17 protein-coding genes are annotated in these 18,381 nt (G+C 72.6%); 9 read left to right on the forward strand and 8 right to left on the reverse strand.

All coding sequences use genetic code 11. The features are described 5' to 3' along the window. Positions 1-948, reverse strand: a complete 948-nt coding sequence (locus tag NP075_RS10910; RefSeq protein ID WP_227563199.1) for an ROK family glucokinase — start codon at positions 946-948, stop codon at positions 1-3. 233 nt (positions 949-1,181) lie between these two features. Here NP075_RS10910 and NP075_RS10915 point away from each other — a divergent pair, with 233 nt between their 5' ends. Continuing rightward, positions 1,182-2,984 (forward strand): AMP-dependent synthetase/ligase, encoded by a 1,803-nt coding sequence (locus NP075_RS10915; protein WP_227563200.1) that lies wholly within the window; start codon positions 1,182-1,184, stop codon positions 2,982-2,984. Positions 2,985-3,083: 99 nt separating this feature from the next. Here the strand turns inward: NP075_RS10915 and NP075_RS10920 are convergent, their stop codons facing one another. Next, positions 3,084-4,361, reverse strand: coding sequence for an NYN domain-containing protein (locus NP075_RS10920; RefSeq protein WP_227563201.1), 1,278 nt, complete (start codon positions 4,359-4,361; stop codon positions 3,084-3,086). Positions 4,362-4,434: 73 nt separating this feature from the next. Here NP075_RS10920 and NP075_RS10925 point away from each other — a divergent pair, with 73 nt between their 5' ends. Together NP075_RS10925 and NP075_RS10930 are read left to right on the forward strand one after the other, a co-directional pair. Next, on the forward strand, positions 4,435-6,255 hold the full coding sequence (locus tag NP075_RS10925; protein WP_227563202.1) for a DEDD exonuclease domain-containing protein: 1,821 nt from the start codon (positions 4,435-4,437) through the stop codon (positions 6,253-6,255). An 8-nt stretch (positions 6,256-6,263) separates the two neighbouring features. Further along, positions 6,264-6,545 (forward strand): Lrp/AsnC family transcriptional regulator, encoded by a 282-nt coding sequence (locus NP075_RS10930; RefSeq protein ID WP_227563203.1) that lies wholly within the window; start codon positions 6,264-6,266, stop codon positions 6,543-6,545. 46 nt (positions 6,546-6,591) lie between these two features. Here NP075_RS10930 and trpD read toward each other — a convergent pair whose 3' ends face one another. Then, positions 6,592-7,641: an anthranilate phosphoribosyltransferase gene (trpD, locus tag NP075_RS10935; protein ID WP_227563204.1), complete on the reverse strand. Its 1,050-nt coding sequence runs from the start codon at positions 7,639-7,641 to the stop codon at positions 6,592-6,594. Then, a complete protein-coding gene (locus tag NP075_RS10940; protein ID WP_227563205.1) occupies positions 7,638-8,054 on the reverse strand; it encodes a response regulator in 417 nt (138 codons plus the stop codon). Before NP075_RS10940 ends, trpD begins: the two co-directional genes overlap by 4 nt. Before the next feature lie 190 nt (positions 8,055-8,244). On the opposite strand from NP075_RS10940, the gene ctaE reads away from it, so the two are divergent. The 5 genes from ctaE to NP075_RS10965 all read left to right on the forward strand — a co-directional run bounded on the left by ctaE (position 8,245) and on the right by NP075_RS10965 (position 13,289). After that, complete coding sequence (gene ctaE / locus NP075_RS10945; RefSeq protein ID WP_227563206.1) at positions 8,245-8,883, forward strand: aa3-type cytochrome oxidase subunit III; 639 nt, start codon at positions 8,245-8,247, stop codon at positions 8,881-8,883. 73 nt (positions 8,884-8,956) lie between these two features. Beyond that, positions 8,957-9,742, forward strand: a complete 786-nt coding sequence (gene qcrC / locus NP075_RS10950) for a cytochrome bc1 complex diheme cytochrome c subunit (RefSeq protein ID WP_227563207.1) — start codon at positions 8,957-8,959, stop codon at positions 9,740-9,742. Beyond that, entirely contained in the window at positions 9,739-10,794 is a 1,056-nt protein-coding gene (gene qcrA, locus NP075_RS10955; RefSeq protein ID WP_227563208.1) for a cytochrome bc1 complex Rieske iron-sulfur subunit, read from the forward strand. The genes qcrC and qcrA overlap by 4 nt, the downstream gene beginning before the upstream one ends. Then, positions 10,791-12,536, forward strand: a complete 1,746-nt coding sequence (gene qcrB, locus NP075_RS10960) for a cytochrome bc1 complex cytochrome b subunit (protein WP_227563209.1) — start codon at positions 10,791-10,793, stop codon at positions 12,534-12,536. Before qcrA ends, qcrB begins: the two co-directional genes overlap by 4 nt. A 123-nt stretch (positions 12,537-12,659) precedes the next feature. Further along, positions 12,660-13,289, forward strand: coding sequence for a superoxide dismutase (locus NP075_RS10965; protein ID WP_227563210.1), 630 nt, complete (start codon positions 12,660-12,662; stop codon positions 13,287-13,289). A gap of 178 nt (positions 13,290-13,467) precedes the next feature. Here NP075_RS10965 and NP075_RS10970 read toward each other — a convergent pair whose 3' ends face one another. From NP075_RS10970 to ctaC, 3 genes are read right to left on the reverse strand one after another with little or no spacing between them, the layout of a single operon-like run. Then, positions 13,468-13,866, reverse strand: coding sequence for a cytochrome c oxidase subunit 4 (locus tag NP075_RS10970; RefSeq protein ID WP_227563244.1), 399 nt, complete (start codon positions 13,864-13,866; stop codon positions 13,468-13,470). Next, positions 13,863-15,692: an aa3-type cytochrome oxidase subunit I gene (gene ctaD, locus NP075_RS10975; RefSeq protein ID WP_227563245.1), complete on the reverse strand. Its 1,830-nt coding sequence runs from the start codon at positions 15,690-15,692 to the stop codon at positions 13,863-13,865. Before ctaD ends, NP075_RS10970 begins: the two co-directional genes overlap by 4 nt. Then, positions 15,692-16,561, reverse strand: coding sequence for an aa3-type cytochrome oxidase subunit II (gene ctaC / locus NP075_RS10980; protein ID WP_227563246.1), 870 nt, complete (start codon positions 16,559-16,561; stop codon positions 15,692-15,694). Before ctaC ends, ctaD begins: the two co-directional genes overlap by 1 nt. A 213-nt stretch (positions 16,562-16,774) precedes the next feature. Here ctaC and NP075_RS10985 point away from each other — a divergent pair, with 213 nt between their 5' ends. After that, positions 16,775-17,935 carry a cysteine desulfurase family protein gene (locus tag NP075_RS10985; protein ID WP_227563247.1) on the forward strand — a complete coding sequence of 387 codons (1,161 nt, stop codon included), beginning with the start codon at positions 16,775-16,777 and terminating at the stop codon, positions 17,933-17,935. Between the two features lie 75 nt (positions 17,936-18,010). Here the strand turns inward: NP075_RS10985 and erpA are convergent, their stop codons facing one another. Then, positions 18,011-18,361, reverse strand: coding sequence for an iron-sulfur cluster insertion protein ErpA (gene erpA / locus NP075_RS10990; RefSeq protein ID WP_227563248.1), 351 nt, complete (start codon positions 18,359-18,361; stop codon positions 18,011-18,013). Between the last annotated feature and the right edge of the window lie 20 nt (positions 18,362-18,381).

Below are 18,381 nucleotides of genomic sequence, written 5' to 3' on the forward strand. Positions count from 1 at the left end.
TCAGACCCGTGCGAGGTCGGCGGCGCCGACCATCCCGGCGTCGTTGCCCATGTCGGCGACCACGATCGTCGCCTCCGGGCGGTGCCCGCGGCCCGACAGCTGCTCCCCGAACGCCTTGCGCGCGGGGACGAGCAGCAGGTCGCCCGCCGCGCTGACACCCCCGCCGATCACGAAGATCTCGGGGTCCAGCAGCGCGGCGACGCTCGCCGCACCCTCCCCCACCCAGCGGCCGACCTCGGTGAGCAGGTCGACGGCGAGCGCGTCGCCGTCCTGCGCGGCGCGGGTGACGAGCGGCCCGGTGATCGCGTCCGCGCGCCCCCCCGCGAGCGCCAGCAGGCCCGCGGCGCGCTCCGGCTGCGTGATCGCGGTCGCCTGCGCGTCGCGCACGAGGGCGGACCCGGAGACGTACTGCTCCCAGCAGCCCTCGTGCCCGCAGCCGCAGTAGTGCCCGCCGGGGACGACGCGCATGTGCCCGATCTCCGCCGCGGCCCCCCACGCACCGCGCGCGAGGCGGCCGTTCATGACGATGGCGCCGCCCAGCCCGGTGCCGAGCGTCAGCATCACCATGTCCTGCACGTCGCGTCCGACGCCGAAGCGGAACTCCGCCCAGCCCGCGGCGTTCGCGTCGTTCTCGACGACGATCCGCACGCCGGGGTCGCCGATCAGCGCGGCCACGTTGTCGCGCAGCGGGTACTCGCGCCAGGCGATGTTGGGCGCGAAGAGCACGCGCGCACGGTCGGAGGCGACGAACCCCGCCGCGGCCAGGCCGACCTCGCACACCTCGTAGGACGCGCTCAGCTCGCGGTACACGTCCGCGATCGCGGCGTCGATGCTCGCGACGTCGTCGGGGTCGGTGTCCCGGCGGGTCTGCGCGAGGATCGTGCCCTCGTCGTCGACCACGCCCGCCGCGATCTTCGTCCCGCCGATGTCGACCCCGATGGCGTGCATGTCCCTGGTCCGCTCCTGCCCTCGCCGCCACGCGTCGCTCGCGCAGCGCCACCACGCTAGCCGTAGTCACCGTCGTGCGAGAGCGCGCCCACACCCACGGGGCTCCGCGCGGGGCGCAGGCGCAGGTGAGAGGCGTGCGCGACGCCCGACACCACCCGGACCCGGACACGTGACCAGGGACCGACGTCCCGTATCCTCATGCCACGCTTCGCCCCACTGCCACTGGAGTCAGCATGGACGAGTCCCACAGCCCCCTGCTCGTCGAGGTCGATCCGTCGGACAACCTCAACGACCTGCTCGCGTCCCGGGTCCGCAGCACGCCGGACCGCGTCCTCGTCGAGCGGCACGTCGACGGCCGCTGGCTGCCGACGACCGCCCGTGAGTACGACGCCGAGATCGTCGCCGCCGCGCGCGGTCTGGTCGCCAAGGGCGTGCAGCCCGGCGACCGCGTCGGCATCATGTCGCGCACCCGCTACGAGTGGTCGCTGCTGGACTGGGCGACGTGGGCGGCGGGCGCGGTGCCCGTGCCGCTGTACGAGACGTCGTCCGCCGAGCAGGTCGCCTGGATCCTGACCGACGCCGACGTCAGCCTGCTGGTCGTCGAGACGGCCGCGCACGCCGAGCTCGTCGCGGAGGTCCGTGACCAGGCCACGTCCCTGCGCGAGGTGCTCGTGATCGACGAGGGGGCCGTCGACGCGCTGGTCGCCGCCGGGGCCGACGTCGAGGAGGCGGAGATCGCCCGGCGGCGCGGCCTGGCCGCGCGCGACGACCTCGCGACCGTGATCTACACGTCGGGCACCACGGGCCGGCCCAAGGGTGTCGAGCTGACCCACGGCAACTTCTCCGCGCTGACCATCAACGCGGTGGAGAAGCTCAACGTCGTCGTCTCGACGCCGGGCGCCCGCACGATGCTGTTCATGCCTCTCGCGCACGTGTTCGCGCGCTTCGTCCACGTCCTGACGATCCCCGCGGGCGCGGTCCTGGGCCACTGGCCCGACACCAGGACGCTCGTCGAGGGGATCGGCACGTTCCGGCCGACGTTCATCCTGTCCGTGCCGCGGGTGTTCGAGAAGGTGTACAACTCCGCGGAGCAGAAGGCGGCCGCCGGCGGCAAGGGCGCGATCTTCCAGCGCGCCGCGAAGACGTCGATCGTCTACTCCCGCGCGCTCGACACGCCGCGCGGCCCCAGCCCGTGGCTGCGGCTGCAGCACAAGGTCGCCGACGTGCTCGTCCTGTCGAAGCTGCGCAAGGTGCTCGGCGGGCAGGTGGAGTGGGCGATCTCCGGCGGCGCCCCCCTCGGCGAGCGGCTCGGCCACTTCTACCGCGGCGTCGGCCTCAAAGTGCTCGAGGGCTACGGCCTGACGGAGACCACGGCCCCGGCGACCGTCAACCTGCCGGAGCGGACCAAGATCGGGACGGTCGGTCCGGCGCTGCCGGGCACCTCGCTGCGCATCGCCGCGGACGGCGAGATCGAGATCAAGGGCATCCAGGTCTTCCGCGGCTACCACGAGAACGCGCAGGCGACGGAGGAGTCGCTGCACGACGGGTGGTTCCGGACCGGCGACCTCGGGGCCCTCGACGAGGACGGCTTCCTGACGATCACGGGCCGCAAGAAGGAGATCATCGTGACGGCGGGCGGCAAGAACGTCGCGCCGAGCGTGCTCGAGGACCGGCTGCGCGGCCACCCCCTGGTCAGCCAGGTCGTGGTCGTCGGTGACCAGCGCCCCTTCATCGGGGCGCTCGTGACGCTGGACCCCGAGGGCGTCCCGGGGTGGCTCACCGCGCACGGCAAGCCCTCGATGACGATCGAGGAGGCCGCGAAGGACCCCGACGTGCTCGCGTCGCTCGACAAGGCCGTCGAGCGCACGAACAAGGCCGTCTCGCGCGCCGAGTCCATCCGTCGGTACCGCATCCTCGACCGTGACCTCACGATCGCGGACGGGTACCTCACGCCGAAGCTGAGCGTGCGGCGGGCCGAGGTGCTCAAGGACTTCGCCGCCGACGTCGAGGCGCTCTACACCGACGGCGCCCGCTGAGCGGCCGCCCGGACGTCTCGTCCGGGCGTCTGGCCCGTGCCCCCGGACCCCCGGTCCGGGGGCACGGGCATGTCCGGACCCGCACTCCTCGCGGCGTCCTCAGCGTCGGCGCAACCGCTCGACGAGCGTCGCCGAGGGGACCGCCCACGCCCCCGCGCCCTCGACGTCGTGCACGACCTCGCGGTCGGACGTCGCCACGACCAGCACGCGTCCCGCAGGCTCGGCGGCCACGAGCCGGCGCAGCAGGTCGTCGGCGGTCTCGCCGGCGGTGAACAGCACCCGGACCCCGCGCACCGCGGCGACGGGACGCAGGCCCGGCTGCCCGTCGAAGCAGCACGTCACCTCGGCCCCGGTCTGGGCGGCGAGCGCTGCCATGCCGTCGACCAGCAGGCGACGCTGGTCGACGAGCGTCGTGTGCGGCCAGCCCGTCTTCGAGACGTTGTAGCCGTCCACGAGCAGGTGAGCCCGCGGCAGCCGGAGCAGGTCGTCGAGCAGCACGGGGTCGTCGACGGACCGCCCCCGCGACGACGGCCGCGGGTGCGGCGCCACCTCGGGCGGCGCCACGAGGTCAGCCGGCAGGTCGCGCACCGGGGGCAGCGCCAGCTCGGCACGCAGGCCGCTCGCGGCGTCCACGACCGTGTCGAGCAGCAGCCGGACGCGCGTCTCCGCGAGGCGCTGGCCGGTGCGCGCCTCGTCCCGGACCGCCGCACGCTCCGCGGCGACGGCACGCAGGTCGGCCGCGGCGAGCGCGCGCTCGTCCGCGGCGGCGGCGAGGTCGGCGGCGGCACGCTCGGCGTCCTTCTCGGCGGCGGCGGCCAGTGCGCGCGCCTCGCTGCGTGCGCGGTCCGCGTCGGACCGGAGCCTGCGCAGCTCGCGCTGGAGCCCGGCGAGCTCGTCGCGGGCGGCTCTCTCACCGTCGCGGGCGGCGGCGAGCTCGGTACGCAGCCGCGCGACCTCGCGCTCGGCCCCCTCGAGCCGGCGGGCTGCGGCGCCGTCGTCCGCTCCCGGGTCGGACGGCGGGACCAGGTGCTCCCACGGCAGGTGCCGCAGCCACGCGCCGACCGCGTCGTCGAGCGCCGCCACCGGCCCGTCGGTGGGCGCCGCCGCGCCGCCCGCCGCCTCGTGGTTCTCCACCCACGCCCGACCCACGCGGGCGCGGAACTCCGGGTCGTCGCGCAGCGCCGCCCACAGCGGCAGCGCGCCGGCGGCGGCGCGTCGACGCGGCGCGAACCGCCGCACGGCCACCAACGACGGCGGCGTCCGGGCGGGCTCGATGTCCGCGAGCACGTCGGCGGCCAGCCGGACGAGTGCAGCACGCAACGCCTCGGGCACGTCCGCGCCCTCCCCGGCGCCCGGGCTGTGCTCCTGACCTGCCATGACGCCAGCCTAGGCGTGCGCCCGCCCCGCGCCCGCCCGGGTCCTGTCGGTCGTGCCCGGTACCGTCCGCCACATGCCGAGCCCTCGACGCCTGCACCCGTCGGCGGACGCGCCGTCACCGGTGCCCGGGGCGACCCCCGTGCAGCTCGGGCTCGACGAGCTGGGCACGCCGCTGCGCGACGTGACGTTCGTCGTCGTCGACCTCGAGACGACGGGGGGACGCGCCGCGGACGACGCGATCACCGAGATCGGCGCCGTCAAGGTGCGGGGCGGCCAGGTCCTCGGGGAGTTCCAGACCCTGGTCGACCCGGGCGGCCCGGTGCCACCGTTCATCCAGGTGCTCACCGGCATCACGACCTCGATGCTGATCGGTGCCCCCACCATCGCGCAGGTGCTCCCCAGCTTCCTGGAGTTCGCACGCGGGTCCGTCCTGGTAGCGCACAACGCGCCCTTCGACGTCGGCTTCCTGCGCGCGGCCGCCGCGCGGTGCGACCGCGCGTGGCCGGGGTTCCAGGTCGTCGACACGGTCCGGCTCGCGCGTCGCGTCGTGCTGCGCGACGAGGCTCCCAACCACAAGCTCTCGACCCTGGCCGCGCTGTTCGGGGCGCAGGAGACGCCCAACCACCGCGCGCTGGCGGACGCCCGCGCGACGGTCGACGTGCTGCACGCGCTGCTGGGGCGGCTCGCACCGCTCGGGGTCACGCACCTCGAGGACCTCGCGACGGCGACCGACCCCGTCCCCGCCGACGTGCGGCGGCGCAGCACCCTCGCCGACGGCCTGCCCGACGCACCCGGCGTGTACCTGTTCCGCGGACCACGCGAGGAGGTGCTGTACGTCGGGGTGTCGACGACGTCGCTCCGGCGGCGCGTGCGCAGCTACTTCACCTCGGCGGAGAAGCGCGGCCGCATGAGGGAGATGGTGCGCCTCGCGGTGCGCGTCGACCCCGTCGTGTGCGCCACCTCGCTCGAGGCGCGCGTGCGCGAGCTGCGTCTCATCGCCGAGCACGCCCCCCGGTACAACCGGCGGTCGCGCGCACCCGAGCGCATGCCGTGGGTCCGCCTCACCGACGAGCCGTTCCCCCGGCTGTCCGTCGTGCGCGACGTGCGCGACGGTGCCGCGCACATCGGCCCGTTCGCGTCCCGCACGGTCGCGCAGCAGGCCGTCGACGCGCTGCACGCCACGTTCCCGGTGCGCCAGTGCACCGGCAGGCTCCCGGCGGTCCCCGCCGCCGGGGCGCACGCGTGCGTGCTCGCCGAGGTGGGCCGGTGCGGCGCACCGTGCGTCGGCGGGCAGGACGTGGCCGCGTACGCGCCGGTCGCCGACGCCGTCCGCGACGCCATGCGCGCCGACCCGCGCTCCGTCGTCCAGGCGCACGCCGGGCGCATCCGGACGCTGGTCACGCAGGAGCGCTTCGAGGAGGCCGCGGCCGTCCGCGACCGGCTCACCGCGTTCCTCCGGGGGGCGGCGCGTGCCCAGCGCCACGCGCGGGCGGCGTCGTGCCGGGAGCTCGTCGCGGCGCGCCGCACCGAGGAGGGCGGCTGGGAGCTCGTGCTCGTGCGCCACGGACGCCTGGCGGGCACCGCCGTCGTCGACCGGCGCACCGACCCGCGGCCGGTCGTCGCGAGCCTGCGGGCGGGCGGCGAGCACGTGCCCGCACCGGTGGCGCCCGCGACCGCCGCCCACCCCGAGGAGACGGACCTGGTGCTCGCGTGGCTCGAGCAGCCCGGCGTGCGGCTGGTCGAGGTCGACGGCGAGTGGTCGTCGCCCGCGCGCTCGGCCCAGGCGGTCCGTGACGCTGCCGCGGCGGTCACCCTCGACCTCGTCGCACCCCGCGCGCCGCTCCTCGACGACGCGGTGCCCACGGCCTCCCCCGCACCACGCCGCACGGCATGATGGGTGCCATGCTCACTGCCATCGTCCTCATCGACTGCGACGCCGCCCGCATCCCCGAGGTCGCCGCCGCGACGGCGGAGATCGAGGGCGTCAGCGAGGTCTACTCCGTGACCGGCGAGGTCGACCTCATCGCCCTCGTGCGCGTCCGCGAGCACGAGCGGCTGGCCGACGTCATCGCCGACAAGGTCAGCAAGGTCGACGGGGTGCTGCGCACCCAGACCTACATCGCCTTCCGGGCGTACTCGCGGCACGACCTCGAGGAGGCGTTCGCGCTCGGCCTCGAGGACTGACCGGCCACGGGCCGCGGCCGGCCGGGCGCCCCCGGCCTGTGCGGCCTCAGGCCTGTGCGGCGACGCGCCAGCGCTCGAGCACGTCGGCGGCCGCGCCGTCGTCGAGCGCCCGTTCCGCGTGCGCCGCGCCCGCGAGCAGGCGGTCGAGCAGCGTGCCCTCGGCCGTGCCCGGCAGCGTGGCGTCCGCGACCAGCGCGGCGCCGGCGTTGAGCACGACCGTGTCCCGCACCGGTCCCCGCGCCCCGGCGACGAGGGCCCGCACGACGTCGGCGTTCTGCGCGGCGGCGCCGCCGCGCAGCTGCTCGACCGTCACGGCCGGCACCCCGGCGGCCGCCCAGTCGACGACCTCCTCGCGCACCGACCCGTCCCGGACCTCCCAGAACCGGGTGGAGCCCGTCGCGGCGATCTCGTCGAGCCCGTCCTCCTCGCCGCGGAAGACGAGGGCGGACCGCCCGCGCGCGGCCAGGACGCCGGCGATGAGCCCGGCCATGCGGGCGTCGGCCACACCGATCGCGCTGGCCTGCGGCTGCGCCGGGTTCGTGAGCGGGCCGAGGAAGTTGAACGCCGTGGCGATCCCCAGGTCCCGGCGGGTGACCCCGGCGTGACGCATCGACGGGTGGAACGCGCCGGCGAAGCAGAACGTGATCCCGACCTCGGACGCGAGCGCGGTCACGCGGTCGAGCGGCAGGTCGAGACGGATGCCCAGCGACTCCAGGACGTCCGCGGAGCCCGTGGACGACGACGCCGCCCGGTTGCCGTGCTTGACGACGGTCAGCCCGGTCGCGGCGACGACGAGCGCCGCCATGGTCGAGATGTTCACCGTGTGGAGCCGGTCGCCGCCCGTGCCGACGATGTCGACGGTCCGGCCGGGCACCTGGAAGCGGTGCGCGTGCCGGAGCATCACGTCGGCCAGGCCCGCGAGCTCGTCGACGGTCTCGCCCTTCGACCGCAACGCCACGAGGAAGCCCGCGACCTGCGACGGCGATGCCTCGCCGCTCATGATCCGGTCCATGGCCCACGACGCGTCGGCGCTGTCGAGGTCCTGGCCCCGCACCAGCGTCGTCAGCAGGTCGGACCAGGTGGTCGTCGGCGTCATCGGCCGGCCGGCTCCGCGTGCAGGAGTCCGGCGACGGCGGTGTGCACCACGACCGGGTCGAGGGGGCGGCTCACGACGGCGTCCGCGTTCGACCACGACGCCAGCCACGCGTCCTGCGGGCGGCCTGTGAGGACGAGGACCGGGGGGCAGCGGTAGACCTCGTCCTTGAGCTGGCGGCACAGGCCCAGCCCTCCGACCTTGTCCGCCTCGCCGTCGAGCACCAGCAGGTCGAGACCGCCGGCGTCCGTCGCGGCGATCACGGCGTCCGCCGTCGCGACCTCGGTCCACTCGATGTCGGGCTCGCCGCGCCCGAGCCGGCGACCGACCGCGAGACGCACCTGCTCGCGCGCGTCGACGTCGTCGCTGTACAGCAGGATGCGCGGCGCGCGGGCCGCCGGGTCTGCGGTGCTCATGGTGCCCCTCACTCGTCGTCGACGTGCAGAGGGCATCTTGGCACGTCGCCGACAGGTGGGGCACCGCGGACCGGTGCCCGGGCGCGCGCAGGGCACCCGCGGTCACGAGAAGGTGACGATGTGACATATCCCAAGGTGCGCGGGTGGGTCGAACGACCCATGCGGCGCGCTCGTCGGCCATAATGTCCACGTGTCGACCGCAACGGCTGCCTCGCGCCCCGCCCCCCACCTGACCGTGAACCGACCGAACCCTGTGTCGGTCGGGACGATCGTGTGGCTCGCCAGCGAGCTCATGTTCTTCGCCGGGCTGTTCGCGATGTACTTCACGGTCCGCGCCGCCGTCCCGGAGGAGTGGGCGGAGCAGACGGTCAAGCTCAACCTGCAGTTCGCGTTCGCGAACACGACGGTCCTGGTGCTGTCGTCGGTGACCTGCCAGATGGGCGTGTGGGCGGCCGAGCGGCTCCAGCCCGTCCGCACCGGCTCGCTGATGCAGTTCTGGCGCTGGGGCATGAACGAGTGGATCACCCTGACGTACGTCATGGGAGCCGTCTTCATCGGCGGTCAGATCTTCGAGTACGCCGAGCTCGTCGAGCACGGCCTGACGATCTCGTCGTCGCCGTACGGCTCGGTGTTCTACCTGACGACCGGGTTCCACGGCCTGCACGTGGTCGGTGGGCTCATCGCGTTCCTCTTCCTGCTGGGACGCTCCTTCGCCGCCAAGCGGTTCACGCACCACGAGGAGACGACCGCGATCGTCACCTCGTACTACTGGCACTTCGTCGACGTGGTCTGGATCGCGCTGTTCGCGGTCATCTACCTCGTCCGATGACGACGGCCGGCCCGCACACGGGCCGGCGCCACCCCCTGCACACCACCCCCACATGCGAGACGAGGACCGATCCGTGAAGGCACTCGCAGCCCGCAGGCACGACCGGCGTGCGCCGGTCGTGCTGCTCCTGCTGGCGCTGCTCCTCACCGGCGCGCTGTACGCCGTGCTGTCCCCCACGTCCGCCGACGCCGCGCCCGCGGCGGCCACGGCGGACGAGGTCGAGACCGGTGAGAAGCTGTTCCAGGCCAACTGCGCGACGTGCCACGGGCCGGACGCGACCGGCACGGAGGTCGTGCCGTCGCTGGTCGGCGTCGGCGCCGCAGCCGTCGACTTCCAGGTCGGTACCGGCCGCATGCCCATGCAGATGAACGGCCCGCAGGCGCCGGCCAAGCCGGCCCAGTTCGACGAGGACCAGATCGCCGCGCTCGCGGCCTACGTCGCCTCGCTCGGCCCCGGCCCGTCCGTCCCCACCGCGGAGCAGGTCGACCCGACGCTGGGCGACCCGGCGAGCGGCATGGCGCTGTTCCGTACCAACTGCGCGATGTGCCACAACGCCGTCGGAGCCGGCGGCGCGCTCTCCGAGGGCAAGTGGGCACCGAACCTGTGGGACACCACGCCCACGCACGTCTACGAGGCGATGTCCACCGGCCCGCAGTCCATGCCGGTCTTCAACGACGCGACCCTGACCCCGGACGAGAAGCGCGACATCATCGCGTACCTCGACCTGCAGGGCGGGGCCGCTCCCGGCGGTATCGACCTCGGCAGCCTCGGACCGGTGAGCGAGGGCCTGTGGGCCTGGGTCGTCGGCATGGGGCTCCTCATCGGCGCAGCAGTCTGGATCGGAGCGAGGTCCTCGTGAGCACCACCCACGACCACGGCCACGACGGCCACGAGCCCGGCGACGGACTCGGGACGGACGTCGTCCTGCGCGAGGGCGAGGACGCCGGACGGTTCCCGAACCCCGGCATGGGTCCGCACCGGCCGCGCCGGTCCGACGTCGACCCGGCGGCGAACAAGCGGGCGGAGCGACAGGTCGTCGCCCTGTTCACCGTCTCGATCGTCGGCGCCATCGGCTTCATCGTGGCGTACTTCGCCCTGCCGCTCGACGAGACCCCCGAGCGCTTGCGCATCTCCAACCTCGCCCTCGGGCTCGGGCTGGCGCTGTCGCTGCTCGGCATCGGGCTCGCGGCCGTGCACTGGGCCAAGGCGCTCATGAACGACCACGAGAAGGCGGAGGACCGTCACGCGCAGCGCAGCTCGGACGAGACCCGCGCCCAGGCGGTGCAGGTCCTCAAGGACGGCGCGCAGGACTCGGCCATCGGCCGGCGCGGGGTGCTCAAGGGCGCCCTCGTGTCCTCGCTCGCGCTCTTCCCGCTGACGATCGCCCTGCCGCTGATCGGCGAGGTCGGCGAGGACTGGGACGTCTCGAAGTTCAAGCGCACGATGTGGGCGAAGAACAAGAAGCTGACGATCGACCCGACGGGCCGGCCCATCAAGGCCGCCGACGTCACGATCGGCTCGGTCGTCCACGTCATCCCCGAGGGTCTCGACGAGACCGACGCACCGCTGGACGAGAAGGCCAAGGCCGTCGTCCTGCTGGTCCGCCTGGACCCCCGGGACATCAAGTCGGAGCAGGGCGAGGGCTGGTCGTACGACGGCATCGTCGCCTTCTCGAAGATCTGCACCCACGTGGGATGCCCGGTGGCGCTCTACGAGCAGCAGACGCACCACCTGCTGTGCCCGTGCCACCAGAGCACGTTCGACGTCGCCGACAGCGCGAAGGTCGTGTTCGGTCCTGCCAAGCGGCCGCTGCCCCAGCTGCCGATCACCGTCGACGACGAGGGCTACCTGGTCGCGCAGAGCGACTTTCACGAGCCCATCGGTCCGAGCTTCTGGGAGCGGCTGCGATGAGCGCCACCACCGCACCGAGCGGGAACAAGGCTGCCGCCACCGCCGACTACCTCGACCAGCGCACCGGCGTCGGGAAGGCGGTCAAGGAGTTCGCCCGCAAGATCTTCCCCGACCACTGGTCGTTCCTGCTGGGCGAGATCGCGCTGTACAGCTTCGTCACGCTGCTGATCTCGGGTGTCTTCCTCACCCTGTTCTTCGTCCCGAGCATGAACGAGGTGCACTACGAGGGCCCGTGGCCCACGATGCACGGCGTCGAGATGTCCGAGGCGTTCGCGTCGACCCTGCGCCTGTCGTTCGAGGTGCGCGGTGGCCTGCTCATGCGGCAGATCCACCACTGGGCCGCGCTGATCTTCATGGCGTCGATCGTGACGCACATGATGCGCGTCTTCTTCACCGGGGCGTTCCGCAAGCCGCGCGAGCTGAACTGGGTCGTGGGCTTCGTCCTGATGATCCTCGGCCTCGCGGCGGGCTTCACGGGCTACTCCCTGCCCGACGACGTGCTGTCCGGCAACGGCCTGCGCATCACCGACGGCGTGGTCCGGTCCATCCCGATCCTCGGCAGCTACCTGTCGTACTTCATCTTCGGCGGCGAGTTCCCCGGCCACGACGTGATCCCGCGGCTGTTCACGCTGCACATCCTCGTGGTGCCGGGACTCATCCTGGCCATGGTGGCGCTGCACCTGTTCTTCGTCGTGCTGCACAAGCACACGCAGTACCCGGGCTCGGGCCGTACGAACGCCAACGTCGTGGGCTACCCGCTGTTCCCGATCTACGTCGCGAAGGCCGGCGGCTACTTCTTCGTGGTGTTCGGCGTCATCGCCCTCATGGGCGCCACGATGTCGATCAACCCGGTCTGGAACTACGGGCCGTACGACCCGTCACCCGTGTCCGCCGGCGCTCAGCCCGACTGGTACATGCTGTTCCTCGAGGGCTCGCTGCGCCTGATGCCGGGCCAGACGGAGTACGTGCTCTTCGGCCCCGACGGGTACACGCTCGCGCTCAACGTCCTCATCCCGGCCGTGGTCATCCCGGGGGCGCTGTTCTCCATCCTCGCGCTGTACCCCTTCGTCGAGGCCTTCGCCACCGGCGACAAGCGCGAGCACCACGTGCTGGACCGGCCGCGCAACCGCCCGTTCCGCACGGCGCTCGGCGTGTCGGTGCTGGTCGCGTTCTTCATCCTCGTGCTGGCCGGCTCGAACGACATCATCGCGACCCACTTCGACCTGTCGATCAACGACATCACGTGGGTGTTCCGGTTCCTGTTCTTCCTCGCACCGTGGGCCGCGTTCGTCATCACGAAGCGCATCTGCCTCGGTCTGCAGCGCAAGGACCGCGAGCTGGTGCTGCACGGGCACGAGACCGGCCAGATCGTGCGGTTCGCGTCCGGTGAGTACATCGAGGTCCACAAGCCGCTCGACGAGCACGAGCGCTGGCTGCGGGTGCAGCACGACCCGACGCGCCCCATCGAGATCGAGCCGGCCGAGGACTCCCGCGGCGTCCGCCGCAAGGGGTACCGCCTCGACCGCATGCGCCAGCGCCTGTCGCAGGTCTTCTACGAGGACCGCGTGGAGCCGGTGACACCTGCCGAGCTGCAGGCGTCGCACTCGCACGGCGAGCACGACGAGCTCGGCTCCGACCAGGAGAAGGCACCCGCGCAGATGCTCGGCGAGAGCGCCCCGACGGGCGGCGGATCCCGCCTGCGCCCGGAGGATGAGACGGACCTCGACACGCGGAACAGGTGATCCTGGGCCAGAGTTGACCTGAAAGACCACCGCTCGCGGTGTCCGGCCGGATGTGCCGGGCACCGCGAACGGCGTTTACGGGCGGATGCCTGGCACCGCCACCCGACGCAGGAGAGGTACGAGATGGCTGACTACACGCTCCCGGATCTGCCGTACGACTACGCGGCGCTCGAGCCGCACATCTCCGGCAGGATCATGGAGCTGCACCACGACAAGCACCACGCCGCGTACGTCGCGGGCGCGAACACGGCGCTCGAGAAGCTGGCTGCGGCGCGCGAGGCGGACGACTTCGCGACGGTGAACCTCCAGGAGAAGAACCTCGCGTTCAACCTGGGCGGGCACGTGAACCACTCGGTCTTCTGGGAGAACCTCTCCCCCGACGGCGGCGACCAGCCCGTCGGTGAGCTGGCGGCCGCCATCGACGAGTTCTTCGGCTCGTTCGCAGCGTTCCAGAAGCACTTCGCCGCCAACGCGCTGGGCATCCAGGGCTCCGGCTGGTCGATCCTGGGCTGGGACTCCGTGGGTCAGAAGCTGGCGATCTTCCAGCTGTACGACCAGCAGAGCAACTACCCGCTGGGCCTCGTGCCCATCGTCGTGCTCGACATGTGGGAGCACGCCTTCTACCTCGACTACGTCAACGTCAAGGCGGACTACGTCAAGGCGTGGTGGAACATCGTCAACTGGGCCGACGCCGCGGAGCGGTTCGCGCGGGCCCGTACGCAGACCGCCGGGCTCATCGTCCCGACCGTCTGACGACTCCTGCGGACAACGCCTGCGGCCGTCCACCTCGTGAGGTGGGCGGCCGCAGGCGTTCGTGCTTCGTGCGCCGCGCCACCGGGTGGGTCCCGCACGAGCGCTCCACGGGCCGAGAGCGGAACGACGACGGCCCGCCACCTCGCGGTGGCGGGCCGTCGACCGGGTGCGGCAGGGGTCAGTGCGCGTGCTGCCCGCGGGAGAACTCGAAGAACCAGCCGACGAGCCCGACGACGCCGAGCGGCACGGCGACGGCCATGAGCCACCAGCCCACCGCCATCGCGAGGAACGCCACGGACGCGGCGAGCGCCACGACCAGCGGCCACCAGCTCCACGGGCTGAACGTGCCCTGGTTGCCGGCCCCCTGCTCGATCTCGCCGAGCTCGTCGTCCTCGGGGCGGGCGTCGATGCGACGCGCCAGGAGGGCGAAGTAGCCGCCGATCATCCCGACGAGGCCGCCGACGAGCGGGATGCCGACCGTCCCGACCGCCTCGCCGTCGCTCCAGAAGCCGTAGACGAGCCCGACGGGGATGAAGAACAGGATCCCGTACAGGAAGAGCTTGGCCTCGATCTTCATCGCTGCTCCTCCTCGTCGTCGCGGCGCGCCCGCACGTCGTCGATGTCGTCCTCGACCACCGTGGCGGACGACTGGCGCTCCTGGCCCGTGCCGCGCTCCATGCGCTCCTCGGCGAGCTCACGCTCACCGGTGCGCTGCGGCGCCCAGTCCAGCGGTCCCGGGTCCTCGGGCTCCACGTGGTCCATGGCCGCGACCTCGGGGTGGTGCAGGTCGAACGCGGGGCGCTCGGAGCGGATGCGCGGCAGCGACGTGAAGTTGTGCCGCGGGGGCGGGCAGCTCGTCGCCCACTCCAGCGAACCGCCGTAGCCCCACGGGTCGTCGACGGTGACCTTCGGCGCGTTGCGCCAGGTCGTGTACACGTTCCAGAGGAACGGCAGCGTCGAGGCGGCGAGGATGGCCGAGCCGACCGTCGAGACCTGGTTCATCCACGTGAAGCCGTCGTCCGGCGAGTAGTCGGCGTAGCGACGGGGCATGCCGATCACGCCCAGCCAGTGCTGGATGAGGAACGTCATGTGGAAGCCGACGAACAGGATCCAGAAGTGGATCTTGCCGAGGCGCTCGTCGAGCATCCGGCCGGTGAACTTGGGCCACCAGAAGTAGAAGCCGGCGAACATCGCGAACACGACCGTGCCGAACACGACGTAGTGGAAGTGCGCCACGACGAAGTACGTGTCGGACAGGTGGAAGTCCAGGGCGGGGCTCGACAGGATCACGCCCGTGAGTCCTCCGAAGAGGAACGTCACGAGGAATCCGATCGACCAGAGCATGGGAGTCTCGAAGGTGAGTTTTCCTCGCCACATCGTGCCGATCCAGTTGAAGAACTTCACACCGGTCGGCACGGCGATGAGCATCGTCATGAACGAGAAGAACGGCAGCAGGACGGCACCGGTCACGTACATGTGGTGCGCCCACACCGTCACGGACAGCGCGGCGATCGCGATCGTGGCGTAGATGAGGCCCTTGTAGCCGAAGATCGGCTTGCGGCTGAAGACCGGCAGGATCTCGGTCACGATGCCGAAGAACGGCAGCGCGATGATGTAGACCTCCGGATGCCCGAAGAACCAGAACAGGTGCTGCCACAGCAGCGCACCACCGTTGTCCGGGTTGAAGACCTGGGCGCCCAGGCGCCGGTCCGCGCCGAGCGCGAACAGGGCGGCCGCCAGCGGCGGGAAGGCCATCAGCACCAGCAGCGACGTCACCAGGATGTTCCAGGTGAAGATCGGCATGCGGAACATCGTCATGCCGGGCGCGCGCATCGTGACGACCGTGGTGATGAAGTTGACGGCGCCGAGGATCGTGCCGAAGCCGGTGAGCGCGAGGCCGAAGACCCACAGGTCTCCCCCGAGGCCCGGCGAGTACATCTGGTTCGACAGCGGCGCGTACGCGAACCAGCCGAACGACGCGGCGCCCTGCGGCGTGAGGAAGCCGGCGGCGGCGATGAGTCCGCCGAAGAGGTACAGCCAGTACGCGAACATGTTCAGCCGCGGGAACGCGACGTCCGGCGCGCCGATCTGCAGCGGCATGATGATGTTGGCGAACCCGGCGAACAGCGGCGTCGCGAACAGCAGCAGCATGATCGTGCCGTGCATGGTGAACGCCTGGTTGTACTGCTCCTTGGACTGGAACAGGTCGATCCCGGGCGCGAACAGCTCGGCGCGGATGAGCAGCGCGAGGATGCCGCCGATCGCGAACCAGATGAACGAGGTGATCAGGTACAGGTACCCGATCGTCTTGTGGTCGGTGGAGGTGATCCACTTCACGATCGTGCGTCCCAGCGACTGCCGCCGGGGCGCCAGTCCGGGGATGACCTCGGTGTGCGCCGCCATCAGTGCTCGTCCTTTGCCACGTCGTCAAGGTCCTGCAACCGGCTGTACTCCAGGCCCAGCGAGCCCGTCTGGCCGCGCTCGCGCAGCTCCTCCATGTGGGCGTCGTACTCCTCCTGGGAGACGACCGCGACGTTGAACAGCATCGAGGAGTGCTCCTCCCCGCAGAGCTCGGCGCACTTCCCGCGGAAGACGCCCTCACGCGTCGGCGTGACCTGGAAGGTGTTGGTGTACCCCGGGATCACGTCGAGCTTGTAGAGGAACTCGGGGATCCAGAACGAGTGGACGACGTCGCGCGAGTCGAGCGTGAACTCCACGCGCTGGTCGACCGGCAGGTAGAGCGTCACCTGGTCGTCGAGCGACGGGAACTCCACGCCGAAGTTCTGGGCCTGCTGGCCCGTCTCGTAGACGTCCTCGTCGAGGTAGTTGAAGTCCCAGCTCCACTGCTTGCCGACGACCTGGATGTTCACGTCCGGCTCGGCGGAGGTGTCCTGGATCGCGAGCGTGTCGTCGTTGGTGTGGTAGAAGAGCACGCCCACCATGACGATCGGCAGCAGGATGTACATGATCTCGAGCGGGACGTGGTACCTCAGCTGCACCGGCAGCGTGTGGTCGTCCTTGCGCTTCCGGTAGACCGCGACGCACCACAGGATCAGACCCCAGGTGATGACGCCGACCGCCAGGGCCGCGACCCAGGACCCGACCCACAGGGAGACGATCCGACCGGTCTGGTCGGTCGCCTCGTGGTCGGAGTCGCCGGGCAGCCAGCCGCGCTGGACGGTCTCGGAGCAGCCGCTGAGCACGAGCACGAGCGCCGTGGCCAGCACGGCGACGATCGTTCGCCGTGTGCGGCGGGGGGGAAGCGGGTGCACGGGGGACCTTCCACTCGCGTCCCTCGGGCCGCGCCCCGTAGGTGGGCGCGCAGCCGTGTGGGACCTTCGTCCTCGACGCGGTCAGCCTAGCGTGGGATCGGAGCCCTCACGTGCTGCGCCGCACGTTTGACGACGTGGTGTCAGCACCGTCACACCGGCACCGTCCCGCCCGGCCCCGACCCGCACCGCGCGCACGACGCTAGCGTGCGTCGCGTGACCACCACCGTGCCCCGCGACGCCGCCCCTCCCCCGCGGGCCGTGCTCGACGTCGCGGGCCACGCGCCGCTGCGACCCGCCGCACGGGCCGCCCTGCTCGAGTCGCTCGACCAGGGCTGGGCCGACCCGCGCCGGCTGCACGCCGAGGGCCGGCGCGCACGCCTGCTGCTCGACGGCGCCCGGGAGGCGATCGCCGCCTGCCTCGGCGCACGCACCGACGAGGTCGACCTCGTGCCCACGCACACGCTCGCGCTGCACAACGCCGTGCGGTCGGTCGCGCGCGGGCGCCGCCGCGCGGGCGCCGACGTCGTCGTGGGCGCCGTGGAGCGCGCGGCGCTGCACCACGTGGCGACGTTCGTCGCGGACCGCTCCGGCGGCGAGGTCCGCACCGTCGGCGTCGACGGGTACGGCCGGGTGGACCCCGAGGCGTTCGCGGCCGCCGCCACGGCAGGCACCGGCCTCGCGGTCCTGCAGCACGCGAACGGCGAGGTCGGCACGCGGCAGCCCGTCGAGGAGGTGCACGGCCGGCTGCAGGCGCGCGGCGTGCCCCTGGTCGTCGACGTCGGCGCCAGCGCGGGCCACGTGGACGTGGGCCGTGCCGGCGACGTGCTCGTGGCCGACGCCGGCGACTGGGGTGGGCCCGCGCTGGGCGTCGTCGTGACGCGGGCGGGCGTGCGCCGCAGCCCGGACTGGCCGGAGGACGAGGACCGGTGGTCACCGGGCGGGGTGCACGTGCCCGTCGCGCTGGCGGCCGCCGTCGCGCTGCAGGAGGCGGCGGCGGGCCGGGCGGCGGCCGACGCGCACCGCCGCGGCCTCGTCGACGAGGTCCGTCGCCGGGTCGCCGCCGAGGTGCCCGACGTCCAGGTCGCCGGCGACCCCGTCGACCGGCTCCCCCACGTCGTGACGTTCTCGTGCCTGTACGTCGACGGTGAGGCGATCGTGGAACGTCTGGACCGCGCCGGGTTCGGCGTGGGCTCGGGCTCCGCGTGCACGTCGAGCGCGCTGGAGCCCAGCCACGTCCTCGCCGCGATGGGCGTGCTCACGCAGGGCAACGTGCGCCTGTCGCTTCCCCCGGACGTGGAGGCCGCGGCCGTGCGGAGGTTCTGCGACGTGCTGCCCGGCGCCGTCGCCGACGTGCGCGCCGCACTCGGCGCCTGACGGGCCGTCGGCGCCCGGACGCGCGCGAGCCCGCACCCTGCGCGGGTGCGGGCTCGTGCGGACGGGCCGGTCCGGTCAGCTGAAGGAGCCGCCGCACGCGCAGGCGCTGCCCGCGTTGGGGTTGTCGATCGTGAAGCCCTGCTTCTCGATGGTGTCCGCGAAGTCGATCGTCGCGCCCTCGAGGTAGGGGACGCTCATGCGGTCCACCACGACCTCGACGCCGTCGTAGTCGCGGGTCGCGTCCCCGTCGAGCAGGCGCTCGTCGAAGTACAGCTGGTAGATCAGGCCGGAGCAGCCGCCGGGCTGCACCGCGACGCGCAGGCGGAGGTCGTCGCGACCCTCCTGCTCGAGCAGGCTGCGCACCTTCTCGGCCGCCACGTCGCTGAGCTGGACGCCGTGCGTCGCGGTCTGCGTGGTCTCGCTCATGTCACTCCCGGGTTCGCCAG

The sequence above is a fragment of the Cellulomonas wangsupingiae genome (assembly GCF_024508275.1).
GTDB classification, from domain to species: domain Bacteria; phylum Actinomycetota; class Actinomycetes; order Actinomycetales; family Cellulomonadaceae; genus Cellulomonas; species Cellulomonas wangsupingiae.

Coding starts and splice junctions, on each gene's coding strand:
- NP075_RS10910 (WP_227563199.1), bottom strand. CDS start 948: ATGCACGCCATCGGGGTCGACATCGGCGGGACGAAGATCGCGGCGGGC.
- NP075_RS10915 (WP_227563200.1), top strand. CDS start 1,182: ATGGACGAGTCCCACAGCCCCCTGCTCGTCGAGGTCGATCCGTCGGAC.
- NP075_RS10920 (WP_227563201.1), bottom strand. CDS start 4,361: ATGGCAGGTCAGGAGCACAGCCCGGGCGCCGGGGAGGGCGCGGACGTG.
- NP075_RS10925 (WP_227563202.1), top strand. CDS start 4,435: ATGCCGAGCCCTCGACGCCTGCACCCGTCGGCGGACGCGCCGTCACCG.
- NP075_RS10930 (WP_227563203.1), top strand. CDS start 6,264: ATGCTCACTGCCATCGTCCTCATCGACTGCGACGCCGCCCGCATCCCC.
- trpD (WP_227563204.1), bottom strand. CDS start 7,641: ATGACGCCGACGACCACCTGGTCCGACCTGCTGACGACGCTGGTGCGG.
- NP075_RS10940 (WP_227563205.1), bottom strand. CDS start 8,054: ATGAGCACCGCAGACCCGGCGGCCCGCGCGCCGCGCATCCTGCTGTAC.
- qcrB (WP_227563209.1), top strand. CDS start 10,791: ATGAGCGCCACCACCGCACCGAGCGGGAACAAGGCTGCCGCCACCGCC.
- NP075_RS10965 (WP_227563210.1), top strand. CDS start 12,660: ATGGCTGACTACACGCTCCCGGATCTGCCGTACGACTACGCGGCGCTC.
- NP075_RS10970 (WP_227563244.1), bottom strand. CDS start 13,866: ATGAAGATCGAGGCCAAGCTCTTCCTGTACGGGATCCTGTTCTTCATC.
- ctaD (WP_227563245.1), bottom strand. CDS start 15,692: ATGGCGGCGCACACCGAGGTCATCCCCGGACTGGCGCCCCGGCGGCAG.
- erpA (WP_227563248.1), bottom strand. CDS start 18,361: ATGAGCGAGACCACGCAGACCGCGACGCACGGCGTCCAGCTCAGCGAC.